This window comes from Pseudomonas sp. TZ252 (assembly GCF_056110345.1).
In genome coordinates, this window is record NZ_CM148566.1 from 1,132,869 (window position 1) to 1,153,820 (window position 20,952).

Genomic DNA, 20,952 nt, shown 5'->3' on the forward strand with positions numbered 1-20,952 from the left:
TTCGTCCTCAACGCAGCTTCAAGGTGGCGAGGCCGATCAGCACCAGGATCACGGTGATGATCCAGAAGCGCACGATCACGCGCGGCTCCGGCCAGCCTTTCAGTTCGAAATGGTGATGGATCGGCGCCATGCGGAAGACGCGGCGTCCGGTCAGCTTGAAGGAAGCGACCTGGATCATCACCGAGAGGGTTTCCATGACGAACACCCCACCCATGATGAACAGCACGATTTCCTGGCGCACGATCACCGCGATGGTGCCCAGCGCGGCGCCCAGCGCCAACGCGCCGACGTCGCCCATGAAGACCTGCGCCGGATAGGTGTTGAACCAGAGGAAGCCGAGGCCGGCGCCGACCAGCGCGGCGCAGAACACGATCAGCTCGCCGGCGCCCGGTACGTTGGGAATCAACAGGTACTCGGCGAACTTCACGTTGCCCGACAGGTAGCAGAAGATGCCCAGCGCGCCGGCAACCATTACCGTCGGCATGATCGCCAGGCCGTCGAGACCGTCGGTGAGGTTCACTGCATTGCTCGAACCGACGATGACGAAGTAGGTCAGGACCACGAAGAAGATGCCCAACTGGATCTCGACGCTCTTCAGCATCGGCACGATCAGGGTGGTCTCGATCGGGGTTTCGGCAGTCATGTAGAGGAACACGGCGGCGCCGATGCCGAACACCGACTGCCAGAAGTACTTCCAGCGGCTCGGCAGGCCACGGGAGTTCTTCTCGATCACCTTGCGGTAGTCGTCCACCCAGCCGATGGCACCGAACAGCAGGGTAACGACCAGCACTACCCACACGTAGCGGTTGGAAAGATCCGCCCACAGCAGCGTGCTGATGGCTATGGCGGTAAGGATCAGGGCGCCGCCCATGGTCGGGGTGCCCTTCTTCGACAGGTGCGACTGCGGACCGTCGTTGCGCACGGCCTGGCCGATCTGGCGGATCTGCAAGGTACGGATCATCCAGGGCCCCAGCCACAGCGACAGCGACAGCGCGGTGAGCACGCTGAGAATGCCGCGCAGGGTCAGGTACTGGAAGACGCCGAAGCCCTTGTAGAACTGTTGCAGGTATTCGGCCAGCAGCAGGAGCATTAGTGACTCTCCTCGGAGGAACCGCACAGCGCCGCGACGACTTTGTCCATCGCCGCACTGCGGGAACCCTTGATCAAAATGGTGGTTGTCGGTTGTTCGGTGGCCAGCGCCCCGATCAGGCTGGCCTGGTCGGCGAAGTGCCGGCCCGTGGCGCCGAACGCCTGTACGGCGTGGGCCATCAGCGGTCCGACCGCATAGAGCGCGGACACCTTGCCAGCGGCGTAGGCGCCCACCTCGCGGTGGGCCTGCTCGGCCCAGGAACCGAGTTCGCCCATGTCTCCGAGGACCAGGACGGTGCGCCCGGAAAAGCCGCTCAGTATATCAATCGCCGCCAGCATTGACGCGGGGTTGGCGTTGTAGCTGTCGTCTATCACACGCAGCCCGCTGGCGGTCAGTTGCGCTACCGCGCGGCCCTTGACCGGCTGCAGCGCCTGCAGCCCGGCGACGATCCCATCCAGCGGCACGCCCAGTGCATGGGCGGCAGCGGCGGCAGCCAGGGCATTGGCGACATTGTGCCGCCCCAGCAGGTTGAGCTGGACCTGCGCTTCACCCGCTACGCCCTGCAGCCTGAAGCCCATGCAGCCGCGCGCATCGCGCTGCAGATCGGCGGCGCGGAAATCGGCCTGGGGCCGGTCGAGGGAGAAAGTCAGCAACGGACGGCCGCTGGCACGGGCCTTCCAGGTGTCGAAGGCCTTGTCGTCCAGGTTCAGCACGGCGGTGCCGTCGGCGGCCAGCCCTTCGAGTATCTCGCCCTTCGCCTCGACGATCTTCTCCGGTCCGCCGAACTCGCCGACATGGGCGGTTCCGGCATTGGTGATGATCGCCACGTGCGGGCGGGTCAGCTCGACCGTGTAGGCGATCTCGCCGATGCGCGAGGCGCCCAGTTCGATCACTGCGCTACGGTGCTGCGGCGCCAGTTGCAGCAGGGTCAGCGGTACGCCGAGGTCGTTGTTCAGATTGCCACGGGTAGCCAGCACCGACTCGGCATCGCCGGCCTGGGTACGCAGGATGCTGGCGAGCATCTCCTTGACCGTGGTCTTGCCGCTGGAGCCCGTCATGGCCGCCAGCGGGCCGGTGAACTTGCGCCGGTTCAGCGCGCCCAGTCGCCCCAGGGCCGCACGGGTATCGCGCACCAGCAATTGCGGCAGGGGCGCGTCGGCGACTTCGCGCTCCACCAGCGCAGCCACCGCGCCCTTGGCGGCAACCTCGGCGAGATAGTCGTGGCCGTCGAAACGCGGCCCACTCAGGGCAATGAACAGTTGGCCGGGCCCGATGGCGCGACTGTCGGTGGAAACCGCCGAAAAGACGGCGTCCTCGCCGATCAGGCGGGCGTCCAGCGCGACCGTCAACTGGCTGAGGCGAAGAGGCTCAAGCATGCGGCACCTCCCAGGCGGCCAGGGCGCGCTCGGCCTGCTCGATGTCGGAGAACGGATGGCGTACGCCGTCGATCTCCTGATAATCCTCGTGACCCTTGCCGGCCAGGAGCACCACGTCATCCACCGCAGCGGAAGCGATCAGATGGGCGATCGCCTCACCGCGCGACGGCAGGAAGGTAACCTTGTCAGCGGCAGCGAAGCCTTTGCGGATATCGGCGATGATCGCCGCACTGGCCTCGGTGCGCGGGTTGTCGTCGGTGACCAGCACCCCATCCGCCAGGCGTTCGGCAATCGCAGCCATCAGCGGACGCTTGCCGGCATCGCGATCGCCACCGCAGCCGAACAGGCACAGCAGGCGCGCGGCCGCGTGCGGACGCAGGGCCTCCAGGACTTTTTCCAGGGCGTCGGGAGTATGCGCGTAGTCCACCACCACCAGCGGCTTGTCGCCGCCTCCCAGGCGCTGCATGCGGCCGACCGGCCCCTGCAGTTGCGGCAAGGTGCGGAGGATATCGCCCAGGGGATAACCCAGGCCAAGCAACGCACCGACCGCCGCCAGCAGGTTGCTCAGGTTGAAGCGGCCGAGCAACGGGCTGCGCAGCAGGCCCTCGCCGTGCGGAGTAACCAGCGCCGCCTCGATGCCGGCGTCGCCGAAGCGCGCTTCGCGGCAATAGAGGAACGCCGAGCTGTCGGTGAGGCTGTAGGTGATCAGCTCCGAGTCCTGCTCCTCGCCGGCCAGTCGACGGCCGAAATCGTCGTCCAGGTTGATCACCCGGCAGCACAGGCCCGGCCAGGCGAACAGCTTGGCCTTGGCGGCGGCATAGGCTTCCATCGAACCGTGATAGTCGAGGTGGTCGCGGGACAGATTGGTGAACACCGCGATATCGAAACCGAGCGCCGCCACGCGGCCCTGGTCGAGGCCGTGGGAAGACACTTCCATCGCTACCGCGCGGGCGCCGGCCTGCTTCAGCGTGGCCAGCGTGGCCTGCACCGCGAGCGGGTCCGGCGTGGTGTGCCGGCCGCTCTCCAGGGCGCCGTAGAAACCGGTGCCGAGGGTGCCGACGATGCCGCAGCGCTCGCCGAGCAGATCCAGGGCCTGGGCCACCAGTTGGCTGACGCTGGTCTTGCCGTTGGTGCCGGTGACGCCGATCAGGTCCAGCCCGCGGCTCGGCTCGCCGTAGAAACGCCCGGCGACCGCCGACAGTTGCGCGACCAGCCCCTTCACCGCGATCAGCGGCGCATCGCTGGGCGGCAGCTCTCCGGCGCCTTCCGCCTCGTAAGCCACGGCAGCCGCGCCCTTGGCCAGGGCATCGACGATGTGCGCACGACCATCCTGGCGCCCGCCCGGCACCGCCAGGAACAGGTCGCCCGGACGAACGCCGCGGCTATCCAGGGTCAGCTCGCGGATCAGCAGATCGCGCTCGGCCTGGGGAAACAGTTGGTTCAGGCTCATAGGCATCAGCCACGCCCTCCTTTTGCGGGCGCAGCATTGACCTGCTGCTGTTCGGTGGCCGTCGGCAGGTTATCCGGCGGCACGTTCATCAGGCGCAGCGCGCCAGCCATGACCTTGCTGAACACCGGCGCCGACACCAGGCCGCCGAAGTAGCCCGCCTTGCTCGGCTCGTCGATCACCACGACCATCGCGATGCGCGGATCGGTGGCCGGGGCGAAACCGGCGAACAGCGAGCGATAGGCGTTTTCCCGGTAGCCCTTGGTGCCGACCGAGACCTTGCGCGCGGTCCCGCTCTTGCCGGCGGCGTGGTAACCCGGCACCTGGGCGCGGAACACCCCGCCCTGGGCCTCGACCACTTGTTGCAGCATGCCCTGCACGGTGGAAGCCACTTCAGGCGAGATCACCTGCACGCCATCCGGCACGCGGTCGACTCGGGTCATGCTCAGCGGCACGCTCTTGCCGTCGTTGGCCAGGGCCGCATAGGCATGCGCCAACTGGATCGCGGTTACCGAGAGACCGTAGCCGTAGGCTAGGGTCGCGGTTTCCGCCTTCGGCCACTTGCGGTGGTTGGGCAGGTTGCCGACGCGCTCGCCGGGGAAGCCCAACCCCGTGTCCTGCCCGAGGCCGACCTGTTGCATGACCGAGTAGATGGATTCGGCGCCGATGTCGAAGGCGATCTTGCTGATGCCGACGTTGCTCGACTTGATCAGGATGCCGGTGAGATCGAGTTGCCGCGAATTGCGCGATACGTCGCGAATGGTGTAGCGGCCGATCTGCAGGGTGCCCGGGTAGACGTCGACGATATCGCTGGGTTTCCAGCGCCCGCTGGCCAGCGCCGCGCTCATCGAGAACGGCTTGACCGTCGAGCCCGGCTCGAACACGTCGATCATCGCCCGGTTGCGCATGGCCGCCGGCTGCAGGTTACGACGATTGTTCGGGTTGTAGGTGGGCTGGTTGGTCATGGCCAGGATCTCCCCGGTCTTCACGTCCATGATCACCAGGCTGCCGGCCTTGGCGCCGTTCTCCAGCAGAGCGTTGCGCAGTTCGCGATGAGCCAGGTACTGCAGGCGCAGGTCGATGGACAGCGCAAGGGTCTTGCCCGGTTTGGCATTCTTGGTGACCTGCACATCCTTGATCACGCGGCCACGGCGATCCTTGAGCACCTGGCGCTTGCCCGGCACGCCGGCCAGCCATTCGTCGAAAGCCAGCTCGATACCTTCGCGACCGCGGTCGTCGACATCGGTGAAGCCGACCGCATGAGCTACCACTTCGCCAGCCGGGTAGAAACGCCGAAACTCCTCGATGGAGTACACGCCCGGCACCTTCAGGGCGATCACGCCTTCGCCCTGTTCCGGGGTCAGCCCACGGACCAGGTAGATGAACTCGCGCTCGGCGTTCTGCTCGATGCGGTCGGCGAACAGCTTGGTATCCTGCCCGAGCGCCGCCGCCAGTTGCGGCCAGCGTTCCTTGGCGGTCATCAGCTCCTTGGGGTTAGCCCACAGGGTGGTGACCGGGGTGCTCACCGCCAGCGGTTCGCCGTTGCGGTCAGTGATCAGGCCCCGGTGCGCAGGGATGGCGATATGCCGCACGCTACGCGCGTCGCCCTGGCCCTTGAGGAAGTCATGGTCGATCACGTGCAGGTCGACGATTCGCCAGACGATGGCGCCGACCATCGCCAGCAGCAGGCCGACGATCACGCAGAACCGCCATGGATAGAGGGCGCCCTGGAAATAATTCAGTTTCATGGCGCCACCATCCTGACCTCGGCCGGGTCGGGAACGCGCATGCGCAACTGTTCCACCGCCAGGCTTTCGATGCGGCTATGGGCGGTCCAGGTGCTCTGCTCGAGAATCAACCGGCCCCACTCGGCCTGCGCCTTGTCGCGCACGCTCAGCTCGGAATACAGCGAGTTGAGCAGTTGCCGGTTCCAGTAGGTGCTGTAGGCCACGGCAATCGCCGAGAGCAGCAGACCTATATAAAGCAGCAACATGAGAAAGCTGCCGGTAGGCAGGCGCTTGACGAAGAGACGGCTCATCTCAGCTTCTCCGCCACGCGCATGACCGCGCTGCGCGAGCGCGGGTTGGCCTTGAGTTCTTCTTCCGAAGCGTACTGCGGCTTGCCCAGCAGCTTCAGGCGCGGCTCGAAGACCTTGGAACGGATCGGCAGGTCGCGCGGCAAGTTGTCCGCCTCGCCCTTGGCGTGCTTGCGCATGAACAGCTTGACGATGCGGTCTTCCAGGGAATGGAAACTGATCACCACCAGCCGGCCGCCGACGGCCAGCGATTCGAGCGCGGCGTCAAGGCCACGCTCGAGATCGCCCAGCTCATTGTTCACATGGATGCGCAGGCCCTGGAATGCGCGGGTCGCCGGATTCTTGCCCTTCTCCCAGGCGGGGTTGGCAACCGTGATCACTTCGGCGAGATCGGCAGTTCGTTCGAACGGCCGCTCCTGGCGGCGCTGCACGATGGCGCGAGCCATCCGCTTGGCGAAGCGCTCTTCGCCATATTCCTTGAAAACCCGGGCGATTTCCTCTTCGGCGGCATTGGCGATGAACTCCGCTGCGCTGATGCCCTGGCCGGGATTCATGCGCATGTCCAGCGGACCATCGTTGAGGAAGCTGAAGCCGCGCTCGGGATCGTCGAGTTGCGGCGACGACACGCCAAGGTCGAGCAGGACGCCATCGACCCGCCCTTCGAGACCGCGTGCGCGCACCTCATCGCCCAGTTCGGCGAACGAGCGCTGCACAATGACGAAGCGGCCGTCTTCGGCCGCCAATGCTTTTCCTGTCTGGATGGCCTGGGGATCTTTGTCGAATCCGAGCAGGCGTCCCCCGGCGCCCAGTTTCTCGAGCAAGGCTCGACTATGGCCCCCTCTTCCGAAGGTACCGTCCAGATAGCAGCCGTCCTCCCGCGGGGCCAGTGCGGAAACGGCCTCCTCGAGCAGAACGGTGATATGGCGGTAGGTGGCATTCATAGTCAAAGGATCAGGTCGCGTAGTTCGTCCGGCAGCCCACCGGGTTGTTTGATTGCCGCCAGGTCGGCTTCAGCCATGGCGTTCCAGGCATCCTCATCCCACAACTGAAACTTGTTCAGTTGCCCCACCAGCATCGCCCGCTTGTCCAGCTTGGCGTACTCGCGCAGGCGCGGCGGAATCAGGAAACGCCCGTTTCCGTCCAGTTCCAGATCGACGGCATTACCGATCAGCAGCCGCTGCAGGCGCCGCGTTTCTTCTCGCAAAGAAGGCAGCTCGCGCAGCTTGGCTTCGATCAGTTCCCATTCGGGCAAGGGGTAAACGGTGAGGCAGGGGTCGACTGCGTCGATAGTGACGATGAGCTGGCCGGCACAACGCGAAACGAGCTCGTCACGATACCGACTCGGCATCGCGAGGCGCCCTTTGGCGTCGAGACTTATGGCATTAGCTCCGCGAAACACGTCAGCGCTTCCCCTGTGGTTGGCTTTCCATGCCAATTGATCCCACTTTTACCCACTTCATACCACTTCTGCACACTATAGAAATCCACACTCCCCACCGTCAAGGCGCGTCAGAAGTGAAAAATCCTTACAGGACGGAGATTTAGCGTGCTTTTGGAAGGTTGCGGAGCGCTTTTAGAAGTAAAAGAGATGACAAAACACAATAAGTCCAAAGTCTTAGCCTTCGAACTTAAAGTGATTTATCAAGAGTTGCGGCTTTTCGCTTTTGCGACGGACGGATAAAACCGGGAAAAAGCGAAGAGAGTGGGAAGAAGTGGGAGAGTCGATCTATAAGCCGGGTTCTGTCGAGGACAGCCATTCCTCTGGGACGCACATCACTGTACGCCTCAAGCGACCTACCCGAATCCAACGCGGGCCGCGCCAATGGATTCCTATTTGGTCTTGCTCCGAGTGGGGTTTACCTAGCCACGCACTGTTGCCAGCCGTGCGGTGCGCTCTTACCGCACCTTTTCACCCTTACCGGCGCTGTTGCGCTTAGGCGGTTATTTTCTGTGGCACTTTCCGTAGGCTCGCGCCTCCCAGGCGTTACCTGGCACTCTGCCCTATGGAGCCCGGACTTTCCTCCACCGCGCTATTGCGCGACAGCGACTGTCCAATCGACTCTCCGCCGACAAGGTTAGCGGGAGCAGGCGCGAAGAACAAGCTCAACTCTTCCCTTGGCGTTGCAAAGCCTGTTGATACAAAAGGTTTTTTCGCACCCCGGTAATTTCCGCCGCCAGCGCCGCGGCTTTCTTCAACGGCAGCTCGGCAAGCAGCAGGTCGAGCACCCTGAGCGCCTCCGCACCGATCGACTCCTCGCCTTCCGGCGCCTGCCACCCCGCCACCAGCACAACGCACTCGCCGCGCTGCTGGTTGCTGTCCGACGCGACCCAATCGTGCAGTTCGGCCAACGGCAGGCTGCGAATGGTCTCGAAGGTCTTGCTCAGCTCCCGCGCCAGCACCGCACGGCGCTCCCCGCCGAACACGTCGCGCATGTCCGCCAGGCTTTCCAGCAGACGATGGGGCGCCTCGTAGAAAATCAGCGTGCGCGGCTCTTCCTGTACCGCCTGGAGGCGGCTGCGTCGTCCCGCAGCCTTGGCGGGCAGGAAACCTTCGAAGATGAACCGGTCCGACGGCAATCCCGCCGCCGACAGCGCCGCGATCAGCGCGCAGGAGCCCGGCACCGGGACCACCCGGATACCCAGCGCCTGTGCCTGGCGCACCAGGTGGAAGCCGGGATCGGAAATCAGCGGGGTACCGGCGTCCGAGATCAGCGCGACGTCCTCCCCACCCTGCAGCCGGGAGATGAAGCGCCCGCCCTCCTCGCGCTCGTTGTGCTCGTGACAGGCCGCCAATGGCGTCTCGATGCCGAAGTGCTGGAACAGCCGGATCGAATGGCGGGTATCCTCCGCAGCCACCAGGGCCACCTCCCGCAGCACCCGCAGGGCGCGCGGGCTGATGTCGTCGAGATTGCCGATCGGGGTCGCCACTACGAACAGAGTGCCTGCTGACACGAAAATACCTCGGGAGCTATCTGAAAAGGCGGCATTGTATCGCGATTCAGGGTGCCGCCATCGCACCCGAGGCGGGCCTCCGGTACAATCGGCGACTCTTCGTGAATGCGCCATGAGAAGCCCTATATGATCGCTTGCCTGCGTCCGCTTTCTGCTCTGATCCTGGCCGGTCTGCTGACCGCCTGCGCGACCTCGTCCAATTCCGGACTGGGCGAACTTCCCCGTACGCCGAATGCCAGCATCGAGCAGTTGTTGCAACAGGCCAGCCAGAGCAAGCCCGAGGACGCGGCGCTGCTGCGCCTCTCGGCAGCGGACCTTGCCTACCAGCAGAGGGACCTCGCCAGGTCCACCGCCATCCTGGGACAGATTCCGCTGGAAAGCCTGAAGCCGGCCCAGCAGGTCTTCGCCAGCACCCTGAACGCCGAACTGGCCCTCGCCCGCAGCAAGCCCAAGGCCGCCCTGCAGGCATTGCAGCATCCGAGCATGCAGCATCTCAGCGAACTGCCGGTGACCCAGCAGGTTCGTACCCAGCGCGCCAAGGCCCAGGCCCTCGCCGCCGACGGCCAGGTCCTTGCCGCAGCCAAGGAGCGCATCTACTTCGCACCGCTGCTCGAGGGCCCGGCGGTGATCGAGAACCAGGAAAAGATCTGGACCCTGGTCAGCAGCCTGCCGGTCGACCAGTTGCAACCGAGCGCCAACGAAGGCGACCTCAGCGGCTGGCTGACCCTGGCACGCATCACCAAGACCTCGCCGACCCTGCAGCAACAGCAGGCCAGCATCGAGAGCTGGCAACAGCAGAACCCCGAGCACCCGGCGGCCAAGCACTTGCCGGCGGCGCTGGAGAAACTCAAGACGCTGTCCCAGCAGCCGCTGACCCGCATCGCCCTCCTGCTACCCCAGCAGGGGCAGTTGGCCAACGTCGCCCGGGCCCTGCAGGACGGCTTCCTCGCCGCCCACTTCCAGGCCCAGCAGGCCGGCCAGAATCCTCCTTCGATCAAGCTCTACGACAGTACCCAGGTGCGCTCGCTAGATGACTTCTACCGCCAGGCCCAGGCCGATGGCGTCGAACTGGTCGTCGGTCCACTGGAGAAGCCGCTGGTCAAGCAACTCGCTAGCCGCGAGCAACTGCCGATCACCACCCTCGCACTCAACTACAGCGACAACAGCCAGGAAGGCCCGGCGCAGCTGTTCCAGTTCGGCCTCGCCGCCGAGGACGAAGCGCGCGCGGTGGCCAGCCGGGCCTGGGGCGACGGCATGCGCCGGGCCGTGGCGCTGGTGCCGCGCGGCGAATGGGGCGACCGCGTGTTGGCCGCCTTCAGCCAGAGCTGGCAGTCCGCGGGCGGCAGCCTGATCGCCGCCGAGCATGTCGACCAGCCGGTACAACTGGCGCAACAGATCGCCGACCTGCTGCAACTGCGCCAGAGCGAAGGCCGCGCCCAGCGCCTGCAGGGCGCCCTCGGCAGCCAGATCGCCACCCAGCCGTCGCGCCGCCAGGACATCGACTTCGTGTTCCTCGCCGCCACCCCGCAGCAGGCCCGCCAGATCAAGCCGACCCTGGCCTTCCAGTACGCCGGCGACCTTCCGGTCTACGCCACTTCGCACCTCTACACCGGGACCAACAACCCGACCCAGGACCAGGATCTCAACGGCATCCGCTTCTGCGAGACCCCGTGGCTGCTCAACCCCAGCGACCCGACCCGCCAGCAGGTCGCCGCCCAATGGCCCCAGGCCAACGGCAGCATGGGCCGCCTCTACGCCATGGGCGTCGACGCCTACCGCCTCGCTCCGCGTCTGCCTGAACTGAAGGCCGTGCCGAGCCTGCAGATCGACGGCCTGACCGGTACCCTGAGCCTGAATCCGACCCAACGTATCGAACGCCAGTTGCAATGGGCCGAGTTCCGCAATGGCCAGGTCCAGCCGCTGGGGACCAGCAGCTTTTGACCGATAGGGAAAGCTCCCGGGACAAGGGGCGCCAGGCCGAGGAACTGGCCTGCGCCCATCTACGGCGACAGGGCCTTGCCACACTTGGCAAGAATTGGACCTGTCGCCGCGGAGAGCTCGATCTGGTCATGCTCGACGGCGATACAGTAGTATTCGTCGAAGTCCGCTCCCGCCGGCATCGCGCCTGGGGCGGAGCCCTGGAGAGCATCGACGCGCGCAAGCGGCAGCGCCTGATTCTCTCCGCCGAACTTTTTCTGCAACAGGAGGCGCGCTGGGCCAAACGCCCCTGTCGCTTCGATGTGGTCACCGTCGATACCAGCGACGGACAATCACCACCGCGACTGGACTGGATTCAGAACGCATTCGACGCCTGATCAGCCGCCCCACCGAAGGTCATTACCGATGGACATGCAACACCGTATCCGCCAGCTCTTCCAGGCCAGCATCGAGACCAAGCAGCAGGCGCTGGAAGTACTGCCTCCCTATATCGAGCAAGCCAGCCTGGTGATGGTCAATGCGCTGCTCAACGAGGGCAAGATCCTCTCCTGCGGCAATGGCGGCTCGGCCGGCGATGCCCAGCACTTCTCCTCCGAACTGCTCAACCGCTTCGAGCGCGAACGTCCGAGCCTGCCGGCCGTGGCCCTGACCACCGACAGCTCGACCATCACCTCGATCGCCAACGACTACAGCTACAACGAAGTCTTCTCCAAGCAGATCCGCGCCCTGGGCCAGCCGGGCGACGTCCTGCTGGCGATTTCCACCAGCGGCAATTCGGCCAACGTGATCCAGGCCATCCAGGCGGCCCACGACCGCGAGATGCTGGTGGTCGCCCTGACCGGCCGCGACGGTGGCGGCATGGCTTCGCTGCTGCTGCCGGAAGACGTGGAGATCCGCGTTCCTTCCAAGATCACCGCACGCATCCAGGAAGTCCACCTGCTGGCCATCCACTGCCTCTGCGACCTGATCGACCGCCAACTGTTCGGGAGTGAAGAATGAGCCGTACCGCCTTCGTCGCCGCCACCCTGGCCCTGAGCCTGGCCCTGGGAGGCTGCAGCAGTTTCCTCAGCGCCACCCGGGACAAACCGATCGACGACGATCGCGGGACCCGAACCATCGGCAGCAAGATCGACGACTCGCTGATCGAGACCAAGGCCGCGGTGAACATCGCCAAGGCCGATCCGGCCCTGGACAAGGACTCTCACATCGTCGTGGTCAGCTACAACGGCATCGTTCTGATCGCCGGCCAGACCCCGCGCGCCGACCTCAAGAGCAAGGCCGAACAGGCCGCGCGCACGGTGCAGAAGGTCAAGAACGTGCATAACGAACTGCAGGTGACCTCGCCCTCCTCCCTGCTCGCCCGCAACAACGACGCCTGGATCACCACCAAGCTGAAGACCCAGATGCTCAGCGATCCCAACGTGCCCTCGTCGCGGATCAAGGTGGTCACCGAGAACGGCATCGTCTACATGATGGGCCTGGTCAACCAGCAGGAAGCCGCCCAGGCTGTCCGCGTCGCCCAGGGCGTCGACGGGGTGCAGAAGATCGTCAAGCTGTTCGAATACATAAACTGAAGAACAGCGAACGAAAAAAAGGCGATCCTTCGATCGCCTTTTTCATTGCTCGCCGTTTACTTGACCACCTTCAGGGATGGCCTGCCACTGGGACGCGGCGGCTCATCGGACGGTCCGCCATCGTCATCGCCCGGCTCGTCGTCCACCGGACCCGGCTGCTCCAGATCGAAGACCATGCCCTGTCCGTTTTCCCGGGCGTAGATGGCCATTACCGCCAGCGCTGGAATGTACAGGCTCTGCGCCACGCCGCCGAAACGCCCCTCGAAGCTGACCGCCTCGTTGTCCATGTGCAGATGCCGCACGGCAGAGGGCGAGACATTGAGCACGATCTGCCCATCGCTGGCATAACCCGGAGGCACCTTTACCCCGGCGAACTCTGCGTTCACCAGGATATGTGGCGTGCAATCGTTGTCGACGATCCATTCATAGAGCGCGCGGACCAGATAGGGACGGCTGGAATTCATCTTCATGTTCCTTAACGCATATCTCGTTCAACGGAAGACAGGCTGGCCCGGAAGCTTTCCCGGGCGAATCCGCGCTCCATGTAGTCGAGCAACGGCTTGGCCTGCCGCGGCAACTCGATGCCCAGCAACGGCAGACGCCAGAGGATCGGCAACAGGCAGCAATCCACCAGGCTGAAATCCTCGCTGAGGAAATATGCCTTGTCGGCGAACAGCGGGGAAACCCCGGTCAGGCTCTCGCGCAACTCCTTGCGCGCCTGGACCCGCTCGGCCTCCTTGCTGCGCGCATCCAGGATCCGGTCCACCAGGGAACACCAGTCCCGCTGGATACGATGGATCAACAGGCGGCTGTTGGCACGCTTCACCGGATAATCGGGCAGCAGCGGCGGATGCGGATAGCGTTCGTCGAGGTATTCCATGACCACCGTCGGCTCGTACAGCGCCAGGTCGCGATCGACCAGGGTCGGTACGCTGCCGTAGGGGTTGACCTCCGCCAGCATCGGCGGACAGCGGCCCGCCTCGATATCGATCACCTCTACCGCCACGTTCTTCTCGGCCAGGACCAGGCGGATGCGATGGCAGTAATGATCGGCAGGGTCGGAATAGCAGGTCAGCTTGTTGATTGAAGCCATGGAGCCCTCCTCGCAGGTCGACTTGTGGGAGGTGAAAAGACGCGCGCGCCCCGTAGGGCGCGCGCTTCGAAGACCAACGTGCGGGTTAGTGCACGTCCTTCCAGTACTCGCGCTTGAGGAGATAGGCGAATACGAAGAAGAAGGCCAGGTAGAGCAGGACGTAGGTACCGATACGCTCGGAGGCCAGCTTGTTCGGGTTGGCCGAATAGGCCAGGAAGGTCACCAGGTTCTTGACCTTCTCGTCGAACTGGGCTTCGTTCAGCTCGCCGGTCTTCGGCACCACGGTCAACTGGTCACAAGCTTCGTGAGTCAGCGGGGTACCGGTCAACGGATCGAACTGCTTCTTGCCATCCTCGACCACCTGTACCTGCTTGCAGCCGATCACCTGGCGTCCCTGCAGGGGCGCCAGGACGTTCGGCATGCCGACGTTGGGGAAGATCACGTTGTTCACGCCCCACGGACGCTTGGGATCCTCGTAGAACGAGCGCAGGTAGCTGTACAGCCAGTCGGTGCCGCGTACGCGGGCAACCAGGGTCAGATCCGGCGGAGCGGCGCCGAACCAGGTCTTGGCGTCGGCCGGCTTCATGCCGATGTCCATGTGGTCGCCGATCTTGGCGCCGGTGAACACCAGCTTCTCCATCATCAGATCGGCAGGAATGCCCAGGTCGGTGGCGACACGCTCGTAACGCTGGAACTTGGCGCTATGGCAGCCCATGCAGTAGTTGGCGAAGGTACGCGCGCCATCCTGCATGGCCGCCTTGTCGGTCAGGTCGATATCGACATGATCCAGTTGCGGCCCATGGCCGCCAGCGGCGAAACCCAGGACTGGCAGTACCGCCAGAATCAGTGCAGCGAATTGCTTTTTCATCAGCCAGTCACCCTTTCCGGAACCGGTTTGGTCTTCTCCATCCGGGTGTAGAACGGCATCAGGATGAAGAAGGCGAAATACAGGACGGTGCAAACGCGCGACAGGGTAGTACCCAGCGGGCTCGGAGCCTGGGCGCCGTAGTAGCCGAGGATCACGAAGGACACCGCGAAGATCACCAGCCACAGCTTGCTCAGCCAGCCCTTGTAGCGGATCGAGCGAACCGGGCTGCGATCCAGCCACGGCAGGACGAACAGCACAGCGATCGCCGCACCCATCGCCACCACGCCCATCAGCTTGTCCGGAACCGCGCGGAGGATCGCGTAGAACGGGGTGAAGTACCAGACCGGAGCGATGTGCTCGGGGGTCTTGAACTGGTTGGCCATCTCGAAGTTGGGCTTCTCGAGGAAGTAGCCGCCCATTTCCGGGAAGAAGAAGATCACGGTGCAGAAGATGAACAGGAACACCACCACGCCGACGATGTCCTTCACGGTGTAGTACGGATGGAACGCGATGCCGTCCAGCGGTACGCCGTTCTCGTCCTTCTTCTTCTTGATGTCAACGCCGTCCGGGTTGTTCGAACCGACTTCGTGCAGCGCCAGGATGTGCAGCACGACCAGGCCGAGCAGGACGATCGGCAGGGCGATCACATGCAAGGCGAAGAAGCGGTTCAGGGTGATGCCGGAGATCAGGAAGTCACCGCGGATCCACTGGGCCAGGTCTTCGCCGACCACCGGAATCGCGCCGAACAGGGAAATGATCACCTGGGCGCCCCAGTAGGACATCTGACCCCAAGGCAGCAGGTAGCCCATGAAGGCCTCGGCCATCAGCGCCAGGTAGATCAGCATGCCGAAGATCCACACCAGCTCGCGCGGCTTCTGATAGGAGCCGTAGAGCAGGCCGCGGAACATGTGCAGGTAGACCACGATGAAGAACGCCGATGCACCGGTGGAGTGCATGTAGCGAATGATCCAGCCGTAGTCGACATCGCGCATGATGTATTCGACGGAAGCGAACGCCTCTTCGGCCGACGGCGTGAAGCTCATGGTCAGCCAGATGCCGGTGAGGATCTGGTTGACCAGCACCAGCAGCGCCAGGGAGCCGAAGAAATACCAGAAGTTGAAGTTCTTCGGTGCGTAGTACTTGCTCAGATGGTCTTCCCACATCTTGGTCGCGGGAAAACGCGCATCGACCCAAGCCATGAACTTGTTCATCAGGCTTTCTCCTGGTCCACGCCGATGGTGATGACGTCGTCAGCATCGAACGTATAAGGCGGAATCGGCAGGTTCAGCGGCGCTGGCTGGCCTTTGTAGACACGACCGGCGAGGTCGTAGTGGGAACCGTGGCAAGGGCAGAAGTAGCCGCCCTTCCAGTCCGGACCGAGGTCGGCGGGGGCGACTTCGGGACGGAAGGTCGGCGAGCAGCCCAAGTGGGTGCAGATGCCGACGATCACCGCCAGTTCCGGCTTGATCGAGCGAAGCTTGGGATCGACGTACTCCGGCTGCTCCGAGGCCTTGGAGTCCGGGTCGGCCAGTTGTCCTTCGAGGCTCGGCAGGGCGTCCAGCATCTCCTTCGTGCGGTGCACGATGAATACAGGCTTGCCGCGCCATTCAGCGATGATCTGCTGACCTGGATCGATCTTGCCCACGTTCACCTGCACCGGCGCGCCAGCAGCCTTGGCTTTGGCACTGGGGAACCATGACCCTACGAACGGGACCGCAGCACCCACCGCTCCCGCCGCGCCAACCACAGAGGTGGCCGCGACGAGGAAGCGACGCCGGCCTGCATTCACGCCGTCATTACTCATTCAGTCGTCTCCCATCAGCTTCAGACCTGTTCTAATCAGGCCTTTAAGTAAAAATTCGAGCCGCGCAAAAAATTCGCCAAATGGTAAAGAAAACCCCCTTTGATGACAAGGTAATAGCCTGACACAAAACGCCCGAAACCCTTGTAGGGCGCGCCCTTCGGCCATGCGACACCTTGCCGCAGAGTTAAAGCGTAGACATAAAAAAACGCCCAGCTCCGAAGAGGTGGGCGTTTTTCAGCAAGCGTCGAATTAACGCTTGGAGTACTGCGGACGCTTACGCGCTTTACGCAGACCGACTTTCTTACGCTCGACTTCACGGGCATCGCGAGTCACGTAGCCGGCCTTGCGCAGCGAGCTACGCAGGGTTTCGTCGTACTCGATCAGGGCACGGGTGATGCCGTGACGGATCGCACCGGCCTGACCGCTTACGCCACCGCCAACGACGGTAACGAAGATGTCGAACTTCTCGACGGTCTCGGTCAGCTCGAGCGGCTGACGCACGACCATGCGAGCGGTTTCACGACCGAAGAACTGATCGAGACCACGGTTGTTGATGGAAATCTTGCCAGTACCCGGACGCAGGAAGACGCGAGCGGTAGCGGTCTTACGACGGCCAGTGCCGTAATTTTGAGTCGCCGACATAATGAGCTATCCCGTTAAATCTTCAGTTCTTGGGGCTGCTGAGCGGTGTGCGGGTGGCTGGCACCCTTGTACACCTTCAGCTTGCGATACATATCGCGACCCAGAGGGTTCTTCGGCAGCATGCCTTTTACAGCGGTCTCGATGACGCGCTCAGGGGCCTTGGCGATCAGCTTCTCGAAGTTGATCGACTTGATGCCGCCCGGGAAGCCGGAGTGGTGGTAGTACATCTTGTCGGTGGTCTTGGCACCGGTCACACGCACCTGCTCGGCGTTGATGACGACGATGTAGTCGCCGGTGTCAACGTGCGGAGTGTACTCAGGCTTGTGCTTGCCACGCAGGCGGCGGGCAATTTCGGTCGCCAGACGACCCAGGGTCTGGCCGGCAGCGTCGACGACGAACCAGTCGCGCTGTACAGTTTCCGGTTTCGCGGTATAGGTTTTCATTCGTTATAGCCTCAGGGGCCGCCTGAAAATAAGACGGCGAATCTTACTGGACAGTGGTTGCCTTGACAAGTCAAGGACAGCCGAAAACAGACACGAATTGGGGCTCGGGTCGGTGTGCGTCCGTAACGACTAGATACATCGATCGGCAGGCTTGGCATCCCCCACCGATGAAAGGCTGCGGAATTATGCAGATTTCGCCAGAATTTACAACCGCATTAACCACTTAATTTCACGAGGACACCCGCATGGAGTATCGCCCGCTCGGCCGCACCGATCTGAAAGTCAGCGCCCTCTGCCTCGGCACCATGACCTGGGGCGAGCAGAACAGCGAGCAGGACGCCTTCGCCCAGATCGCCAGGGCCAAGGCCGCCGGGATCAATTTCATGGATACCGCCGAAATGTATCCGGTGCCGCCCCGCGCCGAGACCTACGCCAGCACCGAGCGCATCATCGGCAACTGGTTCCGCCGCAGCAGCGACCGCGCCGACTGGATCCTCGCCAGCAAGATCGCCGGCCCCGGCAACGGCATCAGCCATGTGCGCGACGGCAACCTCAAGTTCAACCGCCAGCACATCGTCGCCGCCCTCGATGCCAGCCTGGAGCGCCTGCAGACAGACTGGCTGGACCTCTACCAGTTGCACTGGCCGGAGCGGCGGACCAACTTCTTCGGCCAGCTCGGCTACCAGCACCAGGAAGAGAGCTTCACACCGCTGGAGGAAACCCTGGAAGTGCTCGACGAGCAGGTGCGCGCCGGCAAGATCCGCCACATCGGCCTGTCCAACGAGACACCCTGGGGCACCATGACCTTCCTCAGGCTCGCCGAGGAGCGCGGCTGGCCGCGCGCGGTATCGATCCAGAACCCCTACAACCTGCTCAACCGCAGCTTCGAGGTGGGCCTGGCGGAAATCGCCATCCGCGAGCAGTGCGGCCTGCTGGCCTACTCGCCGATGGCCTTCGGCATGCTTTCCGGCAAGTACGCGGACGGCGCCCGCCCGGCCAACGCGCGCATCAGTCTCTACAGCCGCTTCACCCGCTACACCAACCCGCAGGCGGAAGCGGCCTGCGCGCGCTACGTGGCGCTGGCCCGCGAACATGGACTGGAACCGGCGCAGATGGCACTGGCCTACGTCACTTCGCGGCCGTTCGTGACCAGCAACATCATCGGCGCGACCTCGCTGGAACAGCTGGAAGCCAATCTCAGTAGCGTCGACCTCAGGCTGGACGAGGAGGTGCTCGCCGGTATCGATGCGATCCACCGGGAGCAACCGAACCCGGCTCCCTGAGGCTCCAGGGGCCTGGCGGTGCCGGCGGGTTCGGCGGACAACCGCGCGATGCGGTCGTTCGCCCCTCCCGGTGGCCAGGAGCGCCTCACAGGGCCCGCGCGATGATCTCCTTCATGATCTCGTTGGTACCGGCGTAGATCCGCTGTACCCGGGCATCGGCCCAGGCCCGCGCCACCGGATATTCCCACATGAAGCCGTAGCCGCCGTGCAACTGCACGCATTCGTCGAGCACCTTGCATTGCAGGTCCGTCGTCCAGTACTTGCACATGGCGGCGGTGGGTACGTCCAGCTTGCCCTGGAGATGCAGCTCCATGCAGCGATCGACGAAGACCCGGCCGACCTGGATCTCGGTAGCCATCTCGGCAAGCTTGAAGCGGGTATTCTGGAAGTCCGCCACCGACTTGCCGAACGCCTTGCGCTCGCGAGTGTAGTCGAGCGTCCATTGCAGGGCCGCCTCGGCCGACGCCAGCGCGCCGATACCGACGGTCAGGCGCTCCTGCGGCAGCTCCTGCATCAGGTAGATGAATCCCTGGCCGTCCTTGCCGAGCAGGTTCTCTCGGGGAATCCGCACATCCTGGAAGAACAGCTCGGAGGTGTCCTGGGCCTTCATCCCGACCTTCTCCAGGCGCTTGCCCTTGCTGAAGCCCGGCGTACCCGCCTCGACCACGAACAGGCTTATGCCCTTGGCGCCAGCCTTCGGATCGGTCTTCGCCACCACGATCACCAGGTCGGCGAGGAAGCCGTTGGTGATGAAGGTCTTCGAGCCATTGATGACGTACTCGTCGCCATCCAGTACCGCAGTGGTCTTCACCCCTTGCAGGTCGGAACCGGCCCCCGGCTCGGTCATGGCGATGGCCGCGACCATCTCGCCGGATACCAGCTTCGGCAGGTACTTGCGCTTCAGCGCCTCGCTGCCGTAGTGGAGGATGTAGGGCGCAGCGATGTCCGAATGCAGGGAGAAACCGATCCCGGTCAGGCCGGCCCGACCGATCTCTTCGATGACCACGGCGCTGTAGAGGAAGTCCGCGCCCATCCCGCCATACTCTTCCGGCAGGTGCGAACAGAGCATTCCGGCCTCGCCGGCCTTGTTCCAGAGCGCGCGGTCGACATGCCCATCCTTTTCCCATTGGTGATGGAAAGGCACGGCTTCCTGTTCGAGGAACTTGCGCACGCTGTCGCGAAACAGTTCGTGGTCGGAGCTGAACAGGGTTCTCGGTATCATCGTGGTCACCTGGAAACGGTCTGGGATCGGGTTGGCTGCACGCGGCAGGTCTTCGACTGTAGGGAAATGCCCTGACCGACGCACTGGACAGTTGCGCCAAAAAATAAGACGATCCAGCCGCCTTTTGACCGCTTTCCCTTACTCACAACAACGATAAAAATCCATGCGCGCTCAATCCGCTCCGGTGCTGAAACATGTCGGCATCGTCGCCATCGACGGCGTCTTCGCCTCGACCCTGATGCAGGCCAAGGACTTCTTCCACATGGCCAGCCTGCGCCACGGCAAGCAGCAGGGCCTCGGTCTCCAGCCGGCCTTCCGCACCCGCATCCTCAGCCCCGACGGCCAGCCGGTACGCAGCTTCAGCGGCGACAGCATCGCCGTCGACGGTCCCCTCGCCGCCTGCGATATCGTGGTCCTGCCCGCCTTCTGGGGCGATTTCGACGCGCTCGAACGGCGCTATCCGCAAATCGTTCCCTGGTTGCGCCGCAGCCATGCCGAGGGAACCGCCCTCTGCGGTGAGGCGACCGGGGTCTTCTGGCTGGCCCAGGCAGGTCTGCTGGATGGCAAGGAAGCGACCACCTACTGGCGCTTCTATCGAGAATTCGCCGAACGCTTCCCGAACGTGCTGCTCAATCAGGAGAAGCACCTGACCGATGCCGACGACCTGTTCTGCGCCAGCGGCGTCACCTCCGCCTGCGACCTCTACATCTATCTGATCGAGCGTTTCTGCGGCGGATCGGTGGCCCAGGCGGTGGCCCGGGATACCCTCTACGAAGTACAGCGCAGCTACACCCCAGGGCGCATCGGCTTCGGCGGACAGAAGCTGCACCATGACCCGACGATCCTGCAGATCCAGCAATGGCTGGAAGACCACTTCGCCGACAAGTTCCGTTTCGAGGACGTCGCCCGCGACCACGGCATGAGCATCCGCAACTTCATGCGGCGCTTCCAGGCCGCTACCGGCGACAAGCCGCTGCACTATCTGCAGCGACTGCGGATCGAGACCGCCAAGGGCATGCTCTCGAGCACGCGCAAGAGCATCAAGACGATCAGCTACGAGGTCGGCTACGACGACGCCAGCTTCTTCGCCCGCCTGTTCCGCCAGCACACCGAACTCTCTCCCCACCATTACCGTCGCCAGTTCATGCAGAAGGAAAGCTGAGCCGGACATCGCCGGGCCTGCCC

22 protein-coding genes and 1 other RNA gene are annotated in these 20,952 nt (G+C 64.0%); 6 read left to right on the plus strand and 17 right to left on the minus strand.

The genetic code is table 11. The features are described from left to right. Positions 1-7: 7 nt before the first annotated feature. The 9 genes from mraY to rsmI all read right to left on the minus strand — a co-directional run bounded on the left by mraY (position 8) and on the right by rsmI (position 8,900). Positions 8-1,090 (minus strand): phospho-N-acetylmuramoyl-pentapeptide-transferase, encoded by a 1,083-nt coding sequence (gene mraY / locus ACYAF3_RS05240; protein ID WP_003094129.1) that lies wholly within the window; start codon positions 1,088-1,090, stop codon positions 8-10. Then, entirely contained in the window at positions 1,090-2,466 is a 1,377-nt protein-coding gene (locus ACYAF3_RS05245; RefSeq protein WP_003103103.1) for a UDP-N-acetylmuramoyl-tripeptide--D-alanyl-D-alanine ligase, read from the minus strand. Before ACYAF3_RS05245 ends, mraY begins: the two co-directional genes overlap by 1 nt. Continuing rightward, complete coding sequence (locus ACYAF3_RS05250; protein WP_031755917.1) at positions 2,459-3,922, minus strand: UDP-N-acetylmuramoyl-L-alanyl-D-glutamate--2,6-diaminopimelate ligase; 1,464 nt, start codon at positions 3,920-3,922, stop codon at positions 2,459-2,461. The genes ACYAF3_RS05245 and ACYAF3_RS05250 overlap by 8 nt, the downstream gene beginning before the upstream one ends. Further along, positions 3,922-5,661, minus strand: a complete 1,740-nt coding sequence (ftsI, locus tag ACYAF3_RS05255; protein WP_003094139.1) for a peptidoglycan D,D-transpeptidase FtsI — start codon at positions 5,659-5,661, stop codon at positions 3,922-3,924. The genes ACYAF3_RS05250 and ftsI overlap by 1 nt, the downstream gene beginning before the upstream one ends. Beyond that, a complete protein-coding gene (gene ftsL / locus ACYAF3_RS05260; protein WP_003094142.1) occupies positions 5,658-5,951 on the minus strand; it encodes a cell division protein FtsL in 294 nt (97 codons plus the stop codon). Before ftsL ends, ftsI begins: the two co-directional genes overlap by 4 nt. After that, positions 5,948-6,889 (minus strand): 16S rRNA (cytosine(1402)-N(4))-methyltransferase RsmH, encoded by a 942-nt coding sequence (rsmH, locus tag ACYAF3_RS05265; protein WP_004348010.1) that lies wholly within the window; start codon positions 6,887-6,889, stop codon positions 5,948-5,950. The genes ftsL and rsmH overlap by 4 nt, the downstream gene beginning before the upstream one ends. A 2-nt stretch (positions 6,890-6,891) precedes the next feature. Continuing rightward, positions 6,892-7,347: a division/cell wall cluster transcriptional repressor MraZ gene (mraZ, locus tag ACYAF3_RS05270; protein WP_003103101.1), complete on the minus strand. Its 456-nt coding sequence runs from the start codon at positions 7,345-7,347 to the stop codon at positions 6,892-6,894. Between the two features lie 314 nt (positions 7,348-7,661). Beyond that, positions 7,662-8,011, minus strand: an RNA gene (gene rnpB / locus ACYAF3_RS05275) — RNase P RNA component class A. Between the two features lie 40 nt (positions 8,012-8,051). Beyond that, positions 8,052-8,900, minus strand: coding sequence for a 16S rRNA (cytidine(1402)-2'-O)-methyltransferase (rsmI, locus tag ACYAF3_RS05280; protein WP_003120901.1), 849 nt, complete (start codon positions 8,898-8,900; stop codon positions 8,052-8,054). Positions 8,901-9,026: 126 nt separating this feature from the next. Between rsmI and ACYAF3_RS05285 the strand changes: the two genes are divergently transcribed. From ACYAF3_RS05285 to ACYAF3_RS05300, 4 genes are read left to right on the plus strand one after another with little or no spacing between them, the layout of a single operon-like run. Then, on the plus strand, positions 9,027-10,841 hold the full coding sequence (locus ACYAF3_RS05285) for a penicillin-binding protein activator (protein ID WP_004348009.1): 1,815 nt from the start codon (positions 9,027-9,029) through the stop codon (positions 10,839-10,841). Beyond that, entirely contained in the window at positions 10,838-11,215 is a 378-nt protein-coding gene (locus ACYAF3_RS05290) for a YraN family protein (protein ID WP_003110149.1), read from the plus strand. Before ACYAF3_RS05285 ends, ACYAF3_RS05290 begins: the two co-directional genes overlap by 4 nt. A 28-nt stretch (positions 11,216-11,243) precedes the next feature. Next, the gene (locus tag ACYAF3_RS05295; RefSeq protein ID WP_003094149.1) at positions 11,244-11,837 is read left to right on the plus strand and encodes a phosphoheptose isomerase; all 594 of its coding nucleotides are present in this window, start codon (positions 11,244-11,246) and stop codon (positions 11,835-11,837) included. Next, positions 11,834-12,412, plus strand: coding sequence for a BON domain-containing protein (locus ACYAF3_RS05300; RefSeq protein WP_003094151.1), 579 nt, complete (start codon positions 11,834-11,836; stop codon positions 12,410-12,412). Before ACYAF3_RS05295 ends, ACYAF3_RS05300 begins: the two co-directional genes overlap by 4 nt. A 56-nt stretch (positions 12,413-12,468) precedes the next feature. On the opposite strand, the gene ACYAF3_RS05305 is transcribed toward ACYAF3_RS05300, so the two are convergent. The 7 genes from ACYAF3_RS05305 to rplM form a co-directional block, all read right to left on the minus strand. Next, a complete protein-coding gene (locus ACYAF3_RS05305) occupies positions 12,469-12,876 on the minus strand; it encodes a ClpXP protease specificity-enhancing factor (RefSeq protein ID WP_003094153.1) in 408 nt (135 codons plus the stop codon). Between the two features lie 11 nt (positions 12,877-12,887). Then, a complete protein-coding gene (locus tag ACYAF3_RS05310; RefSeq protein WP_003094155.1) occupies positions 12,888-13,505 on the minus strand; it encodes a glutathione S-transferase N-terminal domain-containing protein in 618 nt (205 codons plus the stop codon). Positions 13,506-13,590: 85 nt separating this feature from the next. Further along, a complete protein-coding gene (locus ACYAF3_RS05315) occupies positions 13,591-14,373 on the minus strand; it encodes a cytochrome c1 (protein WP_003094157.1) in 783 nt (260 codons plus the stop codon). Then, positions 14,373-15,584: a cytochrome b gene (locus ACYAF3_RS05320; RefSeq protein ID WP_003094159.1), complete on the minus strand. Its 1,212-nt coding sequence runs from the start codon at positions 15,582-15,584 to the stop codon at positions 14,373-14,375. Before ACYAF3_RS05320 ends, ACYAF3_RS05315 begins: the two co-directional genes overlap by 1 nt. Continuing rightward, the gene (petA, locus tag ACYAF3_RS05325) at positions 15,584-16,177 is read right to left on the minus strand and encodes a ubiquinol-cytochrome c reductase iron-sulfur subunit (RefSeq protein WP_003100631.1); all 594 of its coding nucleotides are present in this window, start codon (positions 16,175-16,177) and stop codon (positions 15,584-15,586) included. Before petA ends, ACYAF3_RS05320 begins: the two co-directional genes overlap by 1 nt. Before the next feature lie 249 nt (positions 16,178-16,426). Beyond that, the gene (gene rpsI / locus ACYAF3_RS05330; protein WP_003098810.1) at positions 16,427-16,819 is read right to left on the minus strand and encodes a 30S ribosomal protein S9; all 393 of its coding nucleotides are present in this window, start codon (positions 16,817-16,819) and stop codon (positions 16,427-16,429) included. A 14-nt stretch (positions 16,820-16,833) separates the two neighbouring features. Further along, positions 16,834-17,262, minus strand: a complete 429-nt coding sequence (gene rplM, locus ACYAF3_RS05335) for a 50S ribosomal protein L13 (protein ID WP_003094164.1) — start codon at positions 17,260-17,262, stop codon at positions 16,834-16,836. A gap of 245 nt (positions 17,263-17,507) precedes the next feature. Between rplM and ACYAF3_RS05340 the strand changes: the two genes are divergently transcribed. Further along, positions 17,508-18,545: an NADP(H)-dependent aldo-keto reductase gene (locus ACYAF3_RS05340; protein ID WP_128669491.1), complete on the plus strand. Its 1,038-nt coding sequence runs from the start codon at positions 17,508-17,510 to the stop codon at positions 18,543-18,545. Positions 18,546-18,630: 85 nt separating this feature from the next. Here ACYAF3_RS05340 and ACYAF3_RS05345 read toward each other — a convergent pair whose 3' ends face one another. Next, positions 18,631-19,776: an acyl-CoA dehydrogenase family protein gene (locus ACYAF3_RS05345; protein ID WP_003134747.1), complete on the minus strand. Its 1,146-nt coding sequence runs from the start codon at positions 19,774-19,776 to the stop codon at positions 18,631-18,633. Between the two features lie 253 nt (positions 19,777-20,029). Between ACYAF3_RS05345 and ACYAF3_RS05350 the strand changes: the two genes are divergently transcribed. After that, positions 20,030-20,929: a GlxA family transcriptional regulator gene (locus ACYAF3_RS05350; protein ID WP_003120906.1), complete on the plus strand. Its 900-nt coding sequence runs from the start codon at positions 20,030-20,032 to the stop codon at positions 20,927-20,929. Positions 20,930-20,952: the final 23 nt, after the last annotated feature.

Coding starts and splice junctions, on each gene's coding strand:
- ACYAF3_RS05300 (WP_003094151.1), top strand. CDS start 11,834: ATGAGCCGTACCGCCTTCGTCGCCGCCACCCTGGCCCTGAGCCTGGCC.
- ACYAF3_RS05315 (WP_003094157.1), bottom strand. CDS start 14,373: ATGAAAAAGCAATTCGCTGCACTGATTCTGGCGGTACTGCCAGTCCTG.
- ACYAF3_RS05350 (WP_003120906.1), top strand. CDS start 20,030: ATGGCCAGCCTGCGCCACGGCAAGCAGCAGGGCCTCGGTCTCCAGCCG.
- rpsI (WP_003098810.1), bottom strand. CDS start 16,819: ATGTCGGCGACTCAAAATTACGGCACTGGCCGTCGTAAGACCGCTACC.
- petA (WP_003100631.1), bottom strand. CDS start 16,177: ATGAGTAATGACGGCGTGAATGCAGGCCGGCGTCGCTTCCTCGTCGCG.
- ACYAF3_RS05245 (WP_003103103.1), bottom strand. CDS start 2,466: ATGCTTGAGCCTCTTCGCCTCAGCCAGTTGACGGTCGCGCTGGACGCC.
- ACYAF3_RS05295 (WP_003094149.1), top strand. CDS start 11,244: ATGGACATGCAACACCGTATCCGCCAGCTCTTCCAGGCCAGCATCGAG.
- ACYAF3_RS05285 (WP_004348009.1), top strand. CDS start 9,027: ATGATCGCTTGCCTGCGTCCGCTTTCTGCTCTGATCCTGGCCGGTCTG.
- ACYAF3_RS05310 (WP_003094155.1), bottom strand. CDS start 13,505: ATGGCTTCAATCAACAAGCTGACCTGCTATTCCGACCCTGCCGATCAT.
- rsmH (WP_004348010.1), bottom strand. CDS start 6,889: ATGAATGCCACCTACCGCCATATCACCGTTCTGCTCGAGGAGGCCGTT.
- ftsL (WP_003094142.1), bottom strand. CDS start 5,951: ATGAGCCGTCTCTTCGTCAAGCGCCTGCCTACCGGCAGCTTTCTCATG.
- ACYAF3_RS05305 (WP_003094153.1), bottom strand. CDS start 12,876: ATGAATTCCAGCCGTCCCTATCTGGTCCGCGCGCTCTATGAATGGATC.
- ftsI (WP_003094139.1), bottom strand. CDS start 5,661: ATGAAACTGAATTATTTCCAGGGCGCCCTCTATCCATGGCGGTTCTGC.
- rplM (WP_003094164.1), bottom strand. CDS start 17,262: ATGAAAACCTATACCGCGAAACCGGAAACTGTACAGCGCGACTGGTTC.
- mraY (WP_003094129.1), bottom strand. CDS start 1,090: ATGCTCCTGCTGCTGGCCGAATACCTGCAACAGTTCTACAAGGGCTTC.
- ACYAF3_RS05320 (WP_003094159.1), bottom strand. CDS start 15,584: ATGAACAAGTTCATGGCTTGGGTCGATGCGCGTTTTCCCGCGACCAAG.
- ACYAF3_RS05250 (WP_031755917.1), bottom strand. CDS start 3,922: ATGCCTATGAGCCTGAACCAACTGTTTCCCCAGGCCGAGCGCGATCTG.
- ACYAF3_RS05340 (WP_128669491.1), top strand. CDS start 17,508: ATGGAGTATCGCCCGCTCGGCCGCACCGATCTGAAAGTCAGCGCCCTC.